We start from the raw sequence: 15,340 nt of genomic DNA on the forward strand, positions 1-15,340 counted from the left end.
GTCGCCAGCGCCAACTCCGGCTCCGGCTCCGGCTCCGCGATGCGACCGGCCGAGCGCGCCCTGCTCGCATCGCTGCCCACCGGGCTCCTCATCGACGGCGAATGGCGCGGGGCATCCGACGGCGGCACCTTCGTCGTCGAGGACCCCGCCACCGGCGCCGCCCTCCTCTCGATCGCCGACGCGACGCCCGCAGACGGGGAGGCCGCGCTCGCCGCTGCCCACCGCGCGCAGGCGGGCTGGGCTCGGACCGCGCCCCGCGAGCGCGCCGAGATCCTGCGCCGCGCCTTCGACGCCGTCACCGCCCGCGCCGAGGACTTCGCCCTGCTCATGACGCTCGAGATGGGCAAGCCGCTCGCGGAGTCCCGCGGCGAGGTCGCCTACGGGGCGGAGTTCCTGCGCTGGTTCTCCGAGGAGACCTCGCGTGTCTCGGGCCGGTACGCGACCGCGCCGGACGGCCGCAGCCGACTCCTGGTGCTGAAGCGTCCCGTCGGTCCGAGCCTGTTCATCACGCCGTGGAACTTCCCGCTCGCGATGGCGACCCGCAAGATCGCGCCCGCGATCGCGGCGGGTTGCACGATGGTGCTGAAGCCCGCCGCGCTGACTCCGCTCACGGCGCTCCTCTTCGCCGCTGTGCTCGAGGAGGCCGGGCTGCCGCCGGGCGTGCTGAACGTCATCCCGACGACGAGCGCGGGCCGCGTGACCGGCCCGCTCGTCCGCGACCCGAGGCTGCGCAAGCTCTCGTTCACCGGCTCGACCGAGGTGGGCCGCCGGCTCATCGCGGATGCCGCGGACCAGGTGCTGCGCGTCTCGATGGAGCTGGGCGGCAACGCCCCGTTCCTGGTCTTCGAGGACGCCGACCTCGAGCAGGCTGTCGAGGGCGCGCTGCTCGCGAAGCTCCGCAACGGCGGCGAGGCCTGCACGGCTGCGAACCGGCTGCTGGTGCACGAGCGGGTCGCGGCGGAGTTCGCCGAGCGGCTGACCGCGCGGATCGCCGCCTACCCGGTGGCCCGCGGCACCGAGCCCGGCGCGAAACTCGGCCCGCTCGTCGACGCCGGTACGCGGGACAAAGTGCACGAGCTCGTCGAGTCGGCCCGGGCGGACGGGGCGACCGTCGCGCTCGGCGGCAGGCCCGTTCCCGGCCCGGGCTACTTCTACGAGCCGACGGTGCTGACGAACGTGCCTGCGGACGCGCGGATCCTGCGCGAGGAGATCTTCGGACCGGTCGCGCCCATCGTGACGTTCGCCGACGAGGCCGAGGCCGTCGCGCTCGCGAACGCCACCGAGTTCGGGCTCGTCGCCTACGCGTTCACCCGGGATCTCGATCGGGGGCTGCGCCTCGCCGAGGAGCTCGAGGTCGGCATGTTCGGCCTGAACACGGGCATCGTGTCGAATCCCGCGGCGCCGTTCGGCGGCGTGAAGCAGTCCGGCATCGGTCGCGAGGGCGGCTTCGAGGGCATCGAGGAGTACCTGGAGACCACGTACGTCGGCATCGCCGACCCGTTCCGCGGCTGAGCGCTGGCGCCTCAGCCCACCACGCTCGGGTCCGCGACCTCGACGACCACGGGCGCCTCCGGCATCCCCGCCGCGCGCCACACCCGCACGACCGCGCCGACGCCCGGGACCTGCGTCTGCAGCAAGCGCTGGGACGCCCGCTCGAGCCGCCACTCGGCCGTGAGCCGCGAGCCGTCGGCGAGCTCCACGTCGAGCTCGAAGGAGGTCGGTGTGCCCTCCTCGGCGAGCTGGGTGCGGCGGGCGACGACGCGGCCGGCGGTGGGGGTCGCCGAGTCGCGGGCGGCGCTCCAGGCGGCCTGCGCCGCGCGGTCCTCGCGCGCCGCGGCGATCGAGCCCGTGAGCAGGAACCACGGCACCAGGCCCATCGCGCCGAGTAGCACCGAGAAGAGCAGGCTGAACCACGAGCCGGGCGTCTCTTCCGTCCAGAGCAGCACGACGCCCCAGGCGGCGGCCGCGGTCGCGACGGCGGCCGCGGCGGCGAAGGCGAGACGGCCGGGCGTTCCGAGCCGACGCGGCAGGCGCAACGCCACCGGGGCGGCCGCGTCGGCGACGTCGTCGAGCCGATCGACGAGGTGGACGGCCCTGGTGGCGGGCTGGGCGGCGCGCGTCATCGGCATGGGCGCATCGTAGTGCGCCGGGGTGTCCGCCCGACAGCCGGGCGGGGAGGCTGGCGCTCGCCGGCGACCCCGGCGACGATGGAAGGAGTGCCGCGCCGAGCGGCGCCGACGAGGGGAGCAGCATGCAGCAGGAATTCGACCTCATCGTGATCGGCGGCGGGCCCGTGGGCGAGAACGTCGCCGATCGGGCCGTACAGGGCGGGCTCAGCACCGTCATCGTCGAGCACGAGCTCGTCGGCGGCGAATGCTCGTACTGGGCGTGCATGCCGTCGAAGGCGCTGCTGCGCGCCGGAGCCGCGATCAGCGCGGCCCGTCGGGTGCCCGGCGCGGCCGAGGCGGTGACCGGGCAGCTCGACGTGCAGGCGCTCTTCGCGCACCGCGACGACGTCGTGAAGCACTGGAACGACAGCGGCCAGCTCGAATGGCTCGACGGGGCCGGCATCCAGCTCGTCCGGGGGCACGGCCGCATCGACGGCCCGCGCCGCGTCGTCGTCGACACCCCGGACGGCGGCAGTGTCGAGCTGCGCGCCCGCGTCGCAGTGGTCGTGGCGACCGGCTCGGATCCGCTCATCCCGCGCATCGAGGGGCTCGCCGAGGCCCGGCCCTGGGCGAGCCGGGAGGCCACGAGCGCGGAGCAGGCGCCCCGCCGGCTCGCGGTCATCGGCGGCGGCGTGGTCGGCGTCGAGATGGCCGCCGCCTACGCCTCATTCGGCACCGAGGTGACCGTCATCGCCCGCAGCGGGCTGCTGCGCGAGTTCGAGCCCTTCGCGGGCGAGCTCGTCGGCGAGGGGCTGACCGAGCAGGGGGCGCGGGTCATCACGGGCGCGTCGCCGGTGCGGGTCGAGCGGGACGGGGAAGCGGACGCCGCGGATGCCTCGGGCGGCGAGGTGCGCATCGAGCTGTCGACCGGCGAGACGATCGTGGCCGACGAGGTGCTCGTCGCGACCGGGCGCACCCCGCGCACCCACGGGCTCGGGCTCGAGACGATCGGCCTCGAACCCGGCGACTGGCTCGAGGCCGACGACACGCTGCGAGTGCCCGGGCACGACTGGCTCTACGCCGTCGGCGACGTGAACCACCGGGCGCTGCTCACCCATCAGGGCAAGTACCAGGCGCGCGCCGCTGGTGACGCGATCGCGGCGCGGGCGCGCGGCGACGAGGCATCCGACGCCCCCTGGGGCGCGCACGTCGCGACCGCCGACCATCACGCGGTGCCGCAGGTCGTGTTCGCCGACCCCGAGGTCGCCGCCGTCGGGCTCACGGCGGCCGGCGCCGAGCAGGCCGGGCTGCGCACCCGGGTGCTCGACTACGAACTCGGCTGGGTCGCGGGCGCCTCGCTGCTCGCCGACGGCTACCGCGGCACGGCCCGCATGATCGTGGACGAGGACCGCGGGGTCGTCGTCGGCGCCACCTTCGTCGGCCAGGACGTCGCCGAGCTCGTGCAGGCCGCGACGATCGCGATCGTCGGCGCGGTGCCGATCGACCGGCTCTGGCACGCGGTGCCCGCCTACCCGACGATGAGCGAGGTCTGGCTGCGCCTGCTCGAGGCCTACGGCCGCCCGGCCGCCTGACCCTGCCTGGCTCGCTGAGCTCAGCGAAGCGTGTCGACTTCGCTTCGACGAGCTCAGCGAACCAGAGGGTCAGAGCCAGCGCCGGAGCTTGAAGACCCCGTACAGCGCGGCGCTCATGCCGAGCATGAGCAGCAGCGCGAAGGGGTAGCCGAGGCTCCAGTGCAGCTCGGGCATGACGTCGAAGTTCATGCCGTACACGGTGCCGATCAGGGTCGGCGCGAACAGGATCGCCGCCCACGAGGAGATCTTCTTGATCTCCTCGTTCTGGGCGAGGTTCAACTCCGTCATCCGGCGCATCTCCTCGTTCTGTCGCTGGGCGACGAGCGTCGCCTCGACCTGCAGGGCGTTGTCCAGGATGGCGCGGAACGCCCCCGCCCGCTCGACGATCCGCAGGGCGTGGTCGAGCACGTCGCGCAGCGAACGGCGCAGCTCGACGTCGACGCCGTACTTGTCGGAGCCGCGGGCGAGCCCCTCGAGCATCCCGACGAGCGGCTGCGCCGCGCGCTGGAAGTCGAGCACCTCGCGGGCGAGCTCGTAGATGCGCCGGGAGACGCCCTCGACGCCGGAGAACAGCTGGTCCTCGATCTCGTCGATGTCGTTCTCGAGCCCCGCGACGACCGGGCCGTACTCGTCGACGACCTCGTCGAGCACGGCGTAGAGCACCGCCTCGGGGCCCATCGCGAGCAGCTCGGGGGAGGCCTCGAGCCGCCGGCGCACCCGCCGCAGGTCGGGCGCCTCGGCGTGCCGGATCGTCACGACGAAGTCGGGCCCGACGAACAGGTGCAGTTCGCCGAACTCGACCTCCTCGTGCTCGTCGACGTAGCGGGCGGGGCGCAGCACGACGAAGAGGGTGTCGCCGTAGCGCTCGAGCTTGGAGCGCTGGTGGCCGGTGAGCGCGTCCTCGACGGCGAGCGGATGCAGCTCGAACTGCTCGGCCACCGAGCGCACCTCCTCGGGGCTGGGGCGGTACAGGCCGATCCAGGCCATGCCTCCGCCGGAGCGCATCACCTCGGACGTCTGCTGCAGGTTCTCGGGGGTGGCGGTGCGGAGGCCGTCCACGTACACGCCGTTGTCGATCAGGGTCATCATTTCGTCTCACCTCGTCTGGGTCGATCGCGCGACGTCCACGACGTCGCGGGGGCTGCGCGCTCGGCGCGCGGATGCCACCGCTCGGACCAGCGAGGGGACGGATGCCTCGGGCGGACCTGCGATCGTGCCGCAGCCGCGCGGCGTCGGGGACGCGGGGCGCTGCGGGCGGGACGATCAGTGCCGCGGGAGACCGGCTCGAAGGGGCGAGGCGGCGGCGCGGCTACTATCACCGGACATGTCGCATCACCTGCCTTCGATCGGGGCGGCCTCGTGCCGGAGTCGGCGGGAGGCCCGGGGGCCGGGAGGGCCCCGGTAACCATAGGCCGGGGCATCCGACAAGTCAATGCGCGGCGTCGGCCGGGATGTCGGTGGCCGGCACGAGACTCGCGTCATGACCTCTCACACGCACGGCATCCCGCGCACGATCGACTACATCGAGATCTCCGTCACCGACCTGCCCGCCGCACAGGCCTTCTACGGCGCCGCCTTCGGCTGGGAGTTCACGCCCTACGGCCCGCAGTACGCGGGCATCCGCACGGCGGCCGAGCGCGGCGGCGAAGAGGCCGGCGGGCTGATGCAGGTCGACGAGGTCAGCACGGGCGGCCCGCTCGTGCTGCTCTACAGCGACGACCTGGAGGGCACCGCCGAGGCGATCACCGCGGCCGGCGGTCGGGTGACCCAGGGGCCGTACGAGTTCCCCGGCGGCCGTCGTCTGCACTTCGCCGATCCCAGCGGCAACGAGCTGGGCGTCTGGTCGGAGCGATAACCGCTCCCACCAGGCGAATCCTTCTGCGTCGGGAATACCGCACGCGCTCCAGAAGTTGAGTCAACTGTACTCAAGTTTCACCGGATCGACTTGACGCGTTCACCTCGATTTGCGACACTTGAGCCGTTGAGACTCAAGTCTTGACGGGGCCAGCAATGGCCGTCAGAGATGACAGAGACTTCGGCTGCGGGCCAGCACGGCCGAGCCGCGCGCTGAACCGGGGTCTCGCTCAGGCGCATCCGCGCCGCCGGACACCGGTCAGCAGAAGGAGAGAAACACATGTCACGAGCAGTTGGAATCGACCTCGGCACCACGAACTCCGTGGTCAGCGTCCTCGAGGGTGGCGAGCCCACCGTCATCGCGAACGCCGAAGGCTTCCGCACCACCCCCTCGGTGGTCGCGTTCACGAAGGACGGCGAGGTGCTCGTCGGCGAGACCGCCAAGCGCCAGGCCGTCACGAACGTCGACCGCACCATCTCGTCGGTGAAGCGCCACATGGGCACCGACTGGAAGACGCAGGAGATCGACGGCAAGCAGTACACGCCGCAGGAGATCTCGGCGCGCATCCTGCAGAAGCTCAAGCGCGACGCCGAGCAGTACCTCGGCGACACGGTGACCGACGCGGTCATCACCGTCCCCGCGTACTTCAACGACGCCGAGCGCCAGGCCACCAAGGAGGCCGGTGAGATCGCGGGCCTCAACGTCCTGCGCATCATCAACGAGCCCACCGCGGCTGCGCTCGCCTACGGCCTCGACAAGGGCAAGGAGGACGAGCTCATCCTGGTCTTCGACCTCGGTGGCGGCACCTTCGACGTCTCCCTCCTCGAGGTCGGCAAGGACGAGGACTTCTCCACCATCCAGGTCCGCGCGACCGCCGGCGACAACCGCCTCGGCGGCGACGACTGGGACGAGCGCGTCGTCGAGTGGCTGATCAAGCGCTTCAAGGAGTCGACCGGCGTCGACGTCTCGAACGACAAGATTGCGAAGCAGCGGCTCAAGGAAGCCGCCGAGCAGGCCAAGAAGGAGCTCTCGTCGAGCATGTCGACGAGCATTCAGCTCCCCTACCTCTCGCTCACCGAGAACGGCCCGGCGAACCTCGACGAGACGCTCACCCGCGCGCAGTTCGAGAACATGACGAGCGACCTGCTCGACCGCACGAAGAAGCCCTTCGAGGACGTCATCAAGGAGGCCGGCATCAAGGTCTCCGACATCGCCCACGTGGTGCTCGTCGGCGGCTCGACGCGCATGCCCGCCGTCTCGGAGCTCGTGAAGCAGGAGACCGGCAAGGACCCGAACAAGGGTGTGAACCCCGATGAGGTCGTCGCCGTCGGCGCCGCGCTGCAGGCCGGTGTGCTGAAGGGCGAGCGCAAGGACGTCCTGCTCATCGACGTCACCCCGCTCAGCCTCGGCATCGAGACCAAGGGCGGCATGATGACGAAGCTCATCGAGCGCAACACCGCCATCCCGACCAAGCGCAGCGAGACCTTCACGACCGCCGACGACAACCAGCCGTCGGTCGCGATCCAGGTCTTCCAGGGCGAGCGCGACTTCACGCGCGACAACAAGGCGCTCGGCACCTTCGAGCTGACCGGCATCGCGCCCGCGCCCCGCGGCATCCCGCAGATCGAGGTCACCTTCGACATCGACGCGAACGGCATCGTGCACGTGTCCGCCAAGGACAAGGGCACGGGCAAGGAGCAGTCGATGACCATCACGGGCGGCTCGTCGCTCTCGAAGGACGACATCGACCGCATGGTGCGCGAGGCCGAGGAGCACGCCGCAGAAGACAAGAAGCGCCGTGAGTCCGCCGAGCAGCGCAACCAGGCCGAGCAGCTCGCCTACTCGGTCGAGAAGCTGATCAAGGACAACGAGGACAAGCTCCCCGAGGACGTCAAGACCGAGGTCCAGGGCGACGTCGACGCCCTGAAGTCGGCGCTCGCGGGCGAGGACGACGACGCGGTGAAGACCGCGTTCGAGAAGCTCTCGCAGTCGCAGGGCAAGCTCGGCGAGGCGATCTACGCGCAGCAGCAGTCCGAGGCGCCCGCCGGTGCCGGTGAGGACCAGAACGCCAGCGGCCAGGCATCCGACCAGGCGTCCGACGAGGACGTGGTCGACGCCGAGGTCGTCGACGACGAGGACCCGTCGACGGGCTCCGGGCAGGCGAAGTAACCATGGCTGACGAGAACCAGAACCCCGACGAGCCGGTCATCCGCGACAAGCGGAAGATCGACCCCGAGACCGGTGCGGTTCGCGAGCCGTCGAACGAGACGGATGCCGCGGCCGACGCCGCGGCATCCGTCGACGAGGCCGAGCTCACCGTCGACGACATCCTCAACGCGGCGCAGGCCGAGGTCGCGGAGCCGAACGACGAGCACCTCGCCGACCTCAAGCGGGTGACCGCCGAGTACGCCAACTACCGCAAGCGCACCGAGCAGAACCGCGAGCTCGAGCGCGACCGGGCGGTCGGCCAGACGGTCGCCGCGCTGCTGCCCGTGCTCGACGACCTCGACCGGGCCGAGAAGCACGGCGACCTCGAGGGCGACACCGCCTTCGGCACGATCGCCGCGAAGCTCCGCCAGGTCACCGAGCGGCTCGGCCTGGTGCGCTTCGGCGCGGTCGGCGAGCCGTTCGACCCGCAGCTGCACGAGGCGATCTTCCAGCAGCCCGCCGACGACGTGGAGGTCGACACGGTCGCCGACGTCGTCGAGACCGGGTACCAGCTGGGCGAGGTCCAGCTGCGGCCGGCCAAGGTCGTGGTGAAGAGCCCGCAGGGCTGAGCCCCGGCAGACCGCCCCACGAGACGGGAGGAGATTCGCGCCAGGGGAGGATGGGATCGTTCGATCCGACCTCCGCCGCAGCGAATCTCCTCCCGCACTCATTCAGATACGACAGACTTCAAGAAAGGAGGTGCCGATGGCCAGTCAGGACTGGTTCGACAAGGACTTCTACCAGGTGCTCGGCGTCTCCAAGGACGCGAGCGACAGCGAGATCAAGAAGGTCTACCGCAAGCTCGCGCGCAAGTACCACCCAGACCAGAACCCCGGCGACGCCGCCGCGGAGGCGAAGTTCAAGGAGATCTCCGAGGCGAACGCCGTGCTCTCCGACCCCGAGCAGCGCAAGGAGTACGACGCCATCCGGGCGATGGGCTCCGGGGCGCGCTTCACGGCGCCCGGCGCCGGCGGCCAGGGCGGCTTCGAGGACGTCTTCGGCGGCATGTTCAACCAGGGCGGCGGCGGCCAGCGCTACACCTTCCAGCAGGGCGGCGACTACGACGACCTGCTCGGCGGGCTCTTCGGCGGCGGCCGCTTCGGGCAGCCCTCCGGAGGATACCGAGGCTTCGGCGGGCCGACCCGCGGGCGCGACGTCACGGCGACGACCACGCTCGACTTCATCACGGCGACCAAGGGCGAGCAGATCACCCTGCAGACCTCCGACGGCAAGCCGATCACGGTGCGCATCCCGGCCGGCGTCGCCGACGGGCAGAAGATCAAGCTCCGCGGCAAGGGCCACCCCTCGCCCGACGGCGGCGAGACCGGCGACCTCATCCTCACCGTGCACGTGCGCAAGCACCCGGTCTTCGAGCGCGACGGGCTGAACCTCCGCGTCACCGTGCCCGTGACGTTCACCGAGGCCGCGCTCGGCGCCACGATCCAGGTGCCGACCCTCGGCGGCGACCCCGTCAAGCTGCGGGTCGCCCCCGGCACCCCGAGCGGACGGGTGCTGCGCGTCAAGGGCCGCGGCGTCGAGACGAAGAAGGGCACCGGCGACCTGCTCGCCGTCGTGCAGATCGCCGTCCCCTCCCACCTCTCGAAGGAGGCGAAGGAGGCCGTCGAGGCGCTCGCCGCCGCCCTCCCCGACGAGGACCCGCGCGAAGACCTGCTCGCCAAGGCGCGGAGCTAGCCGTGAACGAGACGAGCCCGCTCTTCGTGATCTCGGTCGCGGCCGAGCTCGCGGGCATGCACCCGCAGACCCTCCGGCAGTACGACCGGCTCGGGCTCGTGTCGCCCACCCGCACCGCCGGCAAGTCGCGCCGCTACTCCATGCGCGACGTCGTGCAGTTGCGCGAGATCGCCCAGCTCTCGGCCGAGGGCGTGAGCCTCGAGGGTATCCGCCGGGTGCTCGGCCTCGAAGACGAGGTGCAGAGCCTGCGCGCCCGGGTGCGCGAGCTCGAGGCCGCGCTCGCCGACGAGATGCTGAACCGGCCGGGTCGCCGCGTGTTCGCCGCAGGTTCGGCCGGTGAAGTCGTCACCCTCAAGGCCGGCACGCGCGTGCGCCGCGAGAACGCGCTCGTCGTCTGGCGCCCGCTCGAGCACGAGTAGCGCCCCGACCGCGGCGAAGCGCGGCGGCCAGCGCCGAACGCGCGCAGCCGGCTCAGCGCCCCCAGGCCTCGGCAGGCGCCTCGATGACGTCGTACGGCCGCGAGCTCCAGTGCGTGCCGTAGCCGTAGTGGCTCGAGGCCCACGGCGAGGCCCAGATCGCCTGCGCCGTCGCGTCGGCGGAGTCGCCGCGCTGCAGCGCGGCGTCGACGGCCGGGTACCGTCCGGAGCGCAGGTTCTCGGCGGCGTAGTACGCCGCGACGGCGAGGTCAGGGTAGCTCCCCAGCCCTGAGCCTCCGCCCGAGCCCTGCCCGTTGTTGAGCGGGTTGTTGCGGTTCCACCAGTTGTCGGCGCCGTTCTCCTGGCGCATCCAGCGCATCATGAACGTGACGTTCTCTTCGGTCACCGGCCAGTCGCCCTCGATCAGCACGAGCTTCGCCCAGTCGAGGTTGGTGCCGCCCGCCACGAGGGTCTGGGTGCCCGTGGACGCGACGTACGACTCCTCGGCGACGCCGGGCAGGGCCGCGGCGTCGTGCACCTCGATCGACTGCACCGCGTCGGCGACGGTGTCGGCCGATCCGTCGGCGACGAGGGCCACGGCCGCCGGGTCGGGGGCCGGCGAGCTCGGTGCCAGCGCGAGCCCCGCGGTCGTGCCGAGCACGACGACGGAGGCGAAGAGGGCCGCGAAGCGGCGGGCGACGGGCGGCCGTGCGGCGTCGCTGCGGGGTCGCTCGCGCGCCGCCGCACCGGGGTTCGGGGCGACGGCCGGGTCGGTGGAGCGGGGGAACCGGCGGTGACGCATGCGGATGCGAGGGTAGCAAACCCGACTGGATCCCTCCAGAGCGCGCCCAGTCGGCGCCGGGTAGCCTGCCGAGGTGGACTTCACTGCGCTGCGCCGGCATCCCGACGTCGAGGGGCCCGGGCTCGAGGCATCCGATGCCGCCGACCGGCTGATCCTCGACGAGGCGAGGGCGGCCGTCGGGGCGCTCGCGCCCGGTGAGCTCGTCGTCATCGACGACGCCTTCGGGGCCCTCGCGCTCGGCGCGGTGGACCTCGGCGCGCACGAGGTGCGCGTGCACCAGGACCCGATCACGGGCGAGCGCGCGCTCGCCGAGAACGCCGCCCGGCTCGGGCTCGCGCACGAGGTGCGCTCGGAGCCGCTCGCGCCGGCGCTCGTCGCCGGGGCGCGGCTCGTGCTGCTGCGGCTGCCGCGCTCCCTCGACCGGCTCGACGAGATCGCCGAGCTCGTCGCCCGCCACGCGGCTCCCGACGTCGAGATCGTCGCCGGGGGACGCCTGAAGCACATGTCGATCGCGATGAACGAGGTGCTCGGCCGAGCGTTCGCGCGCGTCGACGTGAGCCTCGCGCGGCAGAAGTCGCGGGTGCTGCGCGCGAGCGGCGCTCGCGCCGAGCTGCGACCGCCGGCCGGCGCCGCGGATGCCCCGTCGAATGCCGCGCCCGCCCGGTGGCCGCGCCGCGAACGCCACGACGAGCTCGGCCTCGTGGTCGTCGCGCACGGCGGCGTGTTCGCGGGCACGAAGGTCGACATCGGCACCCGCTTCCTCCTCGGCCACCTCGCCGAGGCCGTGCCCGGCGCGGCATCCGCCGTCGACCTCGCCTGCGGCAGCGGCGTCATCGCGACCAAGCTCGCGCTCTCGCGCCCGGGCATCCGCGTCACGGCGAGCGACCGCTCGGCGGCCGCCGCGGCATCCGCCCGCCTCACCGCGCTGGCGAACGGGGTCGCCGAGCGGGTGACCGTGGAACGCGCCGACGGCCTCGAGCTCCTCGCCGACGCGAGCGAGCCGCTCGTGCTGCTGAACCCGCCGTTCCACAGTGACGCGGCGCTCTCCACGGGCATCGCGGGGCACCTCTTCGCCGACGCGGCGCGGGTGCTGGCGCCGGACGGCGAGCTCTGGTGCGTCTGGAACTCGCATCTGCGCTACCGGCCGCTGCTCGAGCGCCTCGTCGGCCCGACGCGGCAGATCGCGAGGAACGCGAAGTTCACGGTGACCGCCTCCCGGCGCTCCGAGCGAACCGCCGAGCGAAGCGCCGAGCGGGCGGGCGCGTGACGGCCGCCGAGCAGCCGGCCGACGACGAGCGGCCGGACCCGCGCCGGCTCACCTCCGTCGAGCAGCGCATCGACGCCGCCGCGCACCGCCTGCTCGCGGGCGCGTCCGAGCACGGGGCGAAGGCCAAACTGCTCGAGTTCCTCGTGTTCGGGGCGAAGCAGGCCTGGGCGTGCGTCTTCGGCGCCGCGCTCCTCGCCGTCATCGTCGCGGCGCGGCTCTGGTACCCCGACGACGCCTGGCTCGCGCGCAACGACGCGCTGACCCTCGCGGCGATCGCCATCCAGATCGTCATGCTCGCCACCCGCCTCGAGACCGGCCGCGAGCTCTGGGTGATCGTGCTCTTCCACCTCACCGGCACCGCCATGGAGCTGTTCAAGACCGACGTCGGCTCCTGGAGCTACGACGGCGACGGCATCCTGCGCATCGGCGCCGTGCCGCTCTTCTCGGGCTTCATGTACGCGGCGGTCGGCTCGTACATGGTGCGCGTGTACCGGCTCTTCGACCTGCGCTTCACGCGCTATCCGCGGCGCTGGCTCACGGCGGTCGTGGCCGCGGCGATCTACGCGAACTTCTTCGGGCATCACTTCATCGTCGACTTCCGCTGGCTGCTGCTCGCCGCGGTGGTCGTGCTGTGGTGGCCGACGATGATGCACTTCCGGGTGTGGCGGCGGGTGCACCGGATGCCCCTGCTCGTCGCGTTCGGCCTCGTCGCCCTGTTCATCTGGTTCGCGGAGAACATCGCGACGTGGGGTGGCGCGTGGCTGTACCCGGACCAGCTCGACGGCTGGCACCCCGTCTCCGCGTCGAAGCTCGTGTCGTGGTTCCTGCTCATGATCATCTCGGTGGTGCTGGTGACGTTCGTCTACCGGCCGCGGGAACCGGATGCCCCGACGGAGCGCTGACGGGGGTGCGCGTCCGGCGGCATCGTGTCAGGCTGGAGGCGTGACCGGGATCCTCGAAGCCACCGACGTCGAGTTCGACGTCGACCTCGACCGCGCCACCCGCGAGGGGGCGGCGCGCTCGTGGCGGGCGATCGTCTGGGACGACCCGGTCAACCTGATGAGCTACGTGAGCTACGTGTTCCGCAGCTACTTCGGCTACTCCCGCGAGGAGGCGGAGCGGCTGATGCTGCTCGTGCACACGACGGGCAAGGCGGTCGTCGCGACGGGCAACCGGGAGGCGATGGAGCGGCACGTGCAGGCCATGCACGGCTACGGCCTGCAGGCGACGGTGGCGAGGGCGGAGCCGTGATCGTCGCGGGCCGCAGCGGCGAGGGCGTCCGGCTCGTGCTCGAGGCCGAGGAGGCGATGCTGCTCTCCGAGCTCGCCGACCAGGTCGACTCGGTGCTGCTCCTCGGCGCAGGCGACGACCCGGCGATCGACCGGCTGCTGCCGAACGCGTACCCCGACGACGCCGAGGCGGCGGGTGAGTTCGAGCGGTACACCCGCGGCAGCCTCGTCGACGGCAAGCGGCAGGCGGCGCAGTCGGTGCGCGACGCGACCGACGTCAGCGACGGCCGCGACCTCGTCGAGATCGAGCTCGACGAGTCGCAGGCGTGGGGCTGGCTGACCTTCCTCACCGATCTGCGGCTGATCCTCGCCGAGCGGGTCGGCGTCACCGACGACGGCGGCTACGCGGAGGACGAGGAGCGCGACGACTACCTGCGCGCGGCCTACGAGTGGGCGGGCTTCGTGCAGGGCTCGATGCTGGAGATCCTCGACCCGATGGACGCCTGAGCCGCGTCCGAGCCGATCCCGCCCTCCGTTCGCGGGCTTCCGCGGGTGCGCCGCGCATGGATAGGGTGCGTACGCGGCGTCTCGGGATCGCGTCGCGATGATCGTGACGACGGGGGACGGGCATGCGCGGACGGATGTTGACGAAGGCGGCCCTGGTCGCGGCCGGTGCGGCGCTCCTCGGAACGGTCGCGGCCGCCCCGGCCGCCCTCGCCGCTCCCGCCCCGTCGCCGGCCGAGGTGCCGATCATCGCCGAATCGCTCCGGGACGGCACCTTCCTCCCCGCGGTGGAGGTGCAGGTGGGCGGGCGCCCCCTGACCCTCCTGCTCGACACCGGCTCGGAGGGGCTCGTCGTCTACCCGAACCGCCTCGCGGGCGACACGACGGTCGATCGCACCGACGTGGTCGCGGATCCGGACTACAACGGCGCCCACGTCTTCGGGCATGTCGCGCTCGCCGACGTCGCCATCGGCGGCGCGGCACCCGCCCGGCTGCCGTTCGTGCTCGCCCATCGCTGCGAGCCCGTCGACTGCCTCGGCGGGAACGACGGCCTCGACGGCATCCTCGGCGTGAGCCAGGGGCTCCGCACCTGGGGCGAGGCCGGGGAGACGCAGTACCCCTGGTGGTCGGCGATCGCTCAGCTGCCCGACGGCGCCGGCGAGGGCCACACCATCCGCATCACGCACGCGCCCACAGCGCCGGGCGAGCGGATCGGCACCCTGTCGCTCGGCGCCCCGCTCGTGGGCGAGGCGGATGCCGTCCTCCAGCCCGCGCTGACGGGCGGCGGCGACTACCCGGGCAGCGATCACCCGATGTTCGCGAAGCAGGCCGAGAGCTGCTGGTCGATCGCCACGACCATGAACTGTCTGCCCACGACCGTCGACTCCGGAGAGCGCGGCTCGGTGCTGATGGGCGACTTCGGGGCCTGGGCGACGCCGATCCCCTCGCCCACCCCGTTCCCGGGCGGCGGTGCCGAGGAGATCGCGCACCTGAACGCGGGCACGCCGATCTCCTTCGCGACCCCCGGTGGGGAGCCGTTCTGGACGCGGACCGTCGCCGGCGGCTACCGCGCCGCCGGACTGTACCAGCCGACCGGCGCGTCGCCGAGCGAGGAAGCGGATGCGGGCGCGGATGCGGATGCCGCGGCGCTCGCCGCGAGCGGCCCCTACTTCAACACCGGCAACGTTTTCTTCGTGGGCCGCTCGATCGGCTTCGACAACCTCACCGGCCGGATCGTCGTGGGCCCGGTCGACGGGCTCCCGGCCGCGGTCCAGCAGGTGAGCCTGAGCGAGGGCGACCGCCGCGTCGAGGTCGGCTGGACCGACACGCAGCCCGGAGTCGAGTCCTACGTCGTCCGGTTGAAAACGACGGCCGGCGAACCGCTCCAGGAGCGTGTCGTGCTCGGCGCCCCGGCGCCGCAGGTGTTCACGGGCGTGGCCGACGGAGTGGACGTCGTCGCCGAGGTGGCCGCCGCGAACGCGGCGGGCGTCGGCCCGTGGTTGGCCTCGCCGAACCCGGCGCGGTTCCGCCCGCACCTGCCCGAGACCGGCCCCGAGGTGGCCGGCCCGGCCCTCGGCGGCGCGCTCCTCGGGGCCGCGGGCCTGCTACTGCTCGCCGCGCGCGGCGCGATCGGATTCCGCACCCGCCGTACGCCCGCGCCCTAGAGT

General features: G+C 72.7%; 15 protein-coding genes. 12 read left to right on the forward strand and 3 right to left on the reverse strand.

Translation table 11 applies throughout. The annotated features are described in order from the left end of the window. The first annotated feature begins 39 nt into the window (after window positions 1-39). Entirely contained in the window at window positions 40-1,512 is a 1,473-nt protein-coding gene (locus tag QSJ60_RS02510; RefSeq protein WP_230765381.1) for an NAD-dependent succinate-semialdehyde dehydrogenase, read from the forward strand. Between the two features lie 11 nt (window positions 1,513-1,523). On the opposite strand, the gene QSJ60_RS02515 is transcribed toward QSJ60_RS02510, so the two are convergent. Then, window positions 1,524-2,129 carry a hypothetical protein gene (locus QSJ60_RS02515; protein ID WP_285462380.1) on the reverse strand — a complete coding sequence of 202 codons (606 nt, stop codon included), beginning with the start codon at window positions 2,127-2,129 and terminating at the stop codon, window positions 1,524-1,526. A gap of 122 nt (window positions 2,130-2,251) precedes the next feature. On the opposite strand from QSJ60_RS02515, the gene QSJ60_RS02520 reads away from it, so the two are divergent. Further along, on the forward strand, window positions 2,252-3,700 hold the full coding sequence (locus QSJ60_RS02520) for a dihydrolipoyl dehydrogenase family protein (protein ID WP_285462381.1): 1,449 nt from the start codon (window positions 2,252-2,254) through the stop codon (window positions 3,698-3,700). 69 nt (window positions 3,701-3,769) lie between these two features. On the opposite strand, the gene QSJ60_RS02525 is transcribed toward QSJ60_RS02520, so the two are convergent. After that, entirely contained in the window at window positions 3,770-4,786 is a 1,017-nt protein-coding gene (locus QSJ60_RS02525) for a magnesium and cobalt transport protein CorA (protein ID WP_189084107.1), read from the reverse strand. Between the two features lie 394 nt (window positions 4,787-5,180). Between QSJ60_RS02525 and QSJ60_RS02530 the strand changes: the two genes are divergently transcribed. From QSJ60_RS02530 to QSJ60_RS02550, 5 genes are all read left to right on the forward strand, one after another. Beyond that, on the forward strand, window positions 5,181-5,555 hold the full coding sequence (locus QSJ60_RS02530; RefSeq protein WP_285462382.1) for a VOC family protein: 375 nt from the start codon (window positions 5,181-5,183) through the stop codon (window positions 5,553-5,555). 279 nt (window positions 5,556-5,834) lie between these two features. Beyond that, window positions 5,835-7,724 carry a molecular chaperone DnaK gene (dnaK, locus tag QSJ60_RS02535; RefSeq protein ID WP_230765385.1) on the forward strand — a complete coding sequence of 630 codons (1,890 nt, stop codon included), beginning with the start codon at window positions 5,835-5,837 and terminating at the stop codon, window positions 7,722-7,724. Between the two features lie 2 nt (window positions 7,725-7,726). Next, window positions 7,727-8,332: a nucleotide exchange factor GrpE gene (locus tag QSJ60_RS02540; protein WP_285462383.1), complete on the forward strand. Its 606-nt coding sequence runs from the start codon at window positions 7,727-7,729 to the stop codon at window positions 8,330-8,332. A gap of 136 nt (window positions 8,333-8,468) precedes the next feature. After that, on the forward strand, window positions 8,469-9,455 hold the full coding sequence (locus tag QSJ60_RS02545; RefSeq protein ID WP_189084111.1) for a DnaJ C-terminal domain-containing protein: 987 nt from the start codon (window positions 8,469-8,471) through the stop codon (window positions 9,453-9,455). Between the two features lie 2 nt (window positions 9,456-9,457). Continuing rightward, window positions 9,458-9,874, forward strand: coding sequence for a heat shock protein transcriptional repressor HspR (locus tag QSJ60_RS02550; protein WP_189084112.1), 417 nt, complete (start codon window positions 9,458-9,460; stop codon window positions 9,872-9,874). A 52-nt stretch (window positions 9,875-9,926) separates the two neighbouring features. Here the strand turns inward: QSJ60_RS02550 and QSJ60_RS02555 are convergent, their stop codons facing one another. After that, the gene (locus QSJ60_RS02555; protein WP_230765388.1) at window positions 9,927-10,673 is read right to left on the reverse strand and encodes a hypothetical protein; all 747 of its coding nucleotides are present in this window, start codon (window positions 10,671-10,673) and stop codon (window positions 9,927-9,929) included. 73 nt (window positions 10,674-10,746) lie between these two features. Here QSJ60_RS02555 and QSJ60_RS02560 point away from each other — a divergent pair, with 73 nt between their 5' ends. From QSJ60_RS02560 to QSJ60_RS02580, 5 genes are all read left to right on the forward strand, one after another. After that, window positions 10,747-11,940, forward strand: a complete 1,194-nt coding sequence (locus QSJ60_RS02560) for a class I SAM-dependent methyltransferase (RefSeq protein ID WP_285462384.1) — start codon at window positions 10,747-10,749, stop codon at window positions 11,938-11,940. Then, window positions 11,937-12,842, forward strand: coding sequence for a DUF817 domain-containing protein (locus QSJ60_RS02565; RefSeq protein WP_285462385.1), 906 nt, complete (start codon window positions 11,937-11,939; stop codon window positions 12,840-12,842). The genes QSJ60_RS02560 and QSJ60_RS02565 overlap by 4 nt, the downstream gene beginning before the upstream one ends. A gap of 40 nt (window positions 12,843-12,882) precedes the next feature. Further along, window positions 12,883-13,191, forward strand: coding sequence for an ATP-dependent Clp protease adapter ClpS (clpS, locus tag QSJ60_RS02570; RefSeq protein WP_230765391.1), 309 nt, complete (start codon window positions 12,883-12,885; stop codon window positions 13,189-13,191). Continuing rightward, the gene (locus QSJ60_RS02575; RefSeq protein WP_230765392.1) at window positions 13,188-13,676 is read left to right on the forward strand and encodes a DUF2017 family protein; all 489 of its coding nucleotides are present in this window, start codon (window positions 13,188-13,190) and stop codon (window positions 13,674-13,676) included. The genes clpS and QSJ60_RS02575 overlap by 4 nt, the downstream gene beginning before the upstream one ends. A gap of 122 nt (window positions 13,677-13,798) precedes the next feature. Beyond that, window positions 13,799-15,337, forward strand: a complete 1,539-nt coding sequence (locus tag QSJ60_RS02580; protein WP_285462386.1) for a pepsin/retropepsin-like aspartic protease family protein — start codon at window positions 13,799-13,801, stop codon at window positions 15,335-15,337. Window positions 15,338-15,340 lie beyond the last annotated feature (3 nt).

Origin of the sequence: Agromyces sp. NBRC 114283, from assembly GCF_030268405.1 — a bacterium.
Taxonomy (GTDB): domain Bacteria; phylum Actinomycetota; class Actinomycetes; order Actinomycetales; family Microbacteriaceae; genus Agromyces; species Agromyces mediolanus.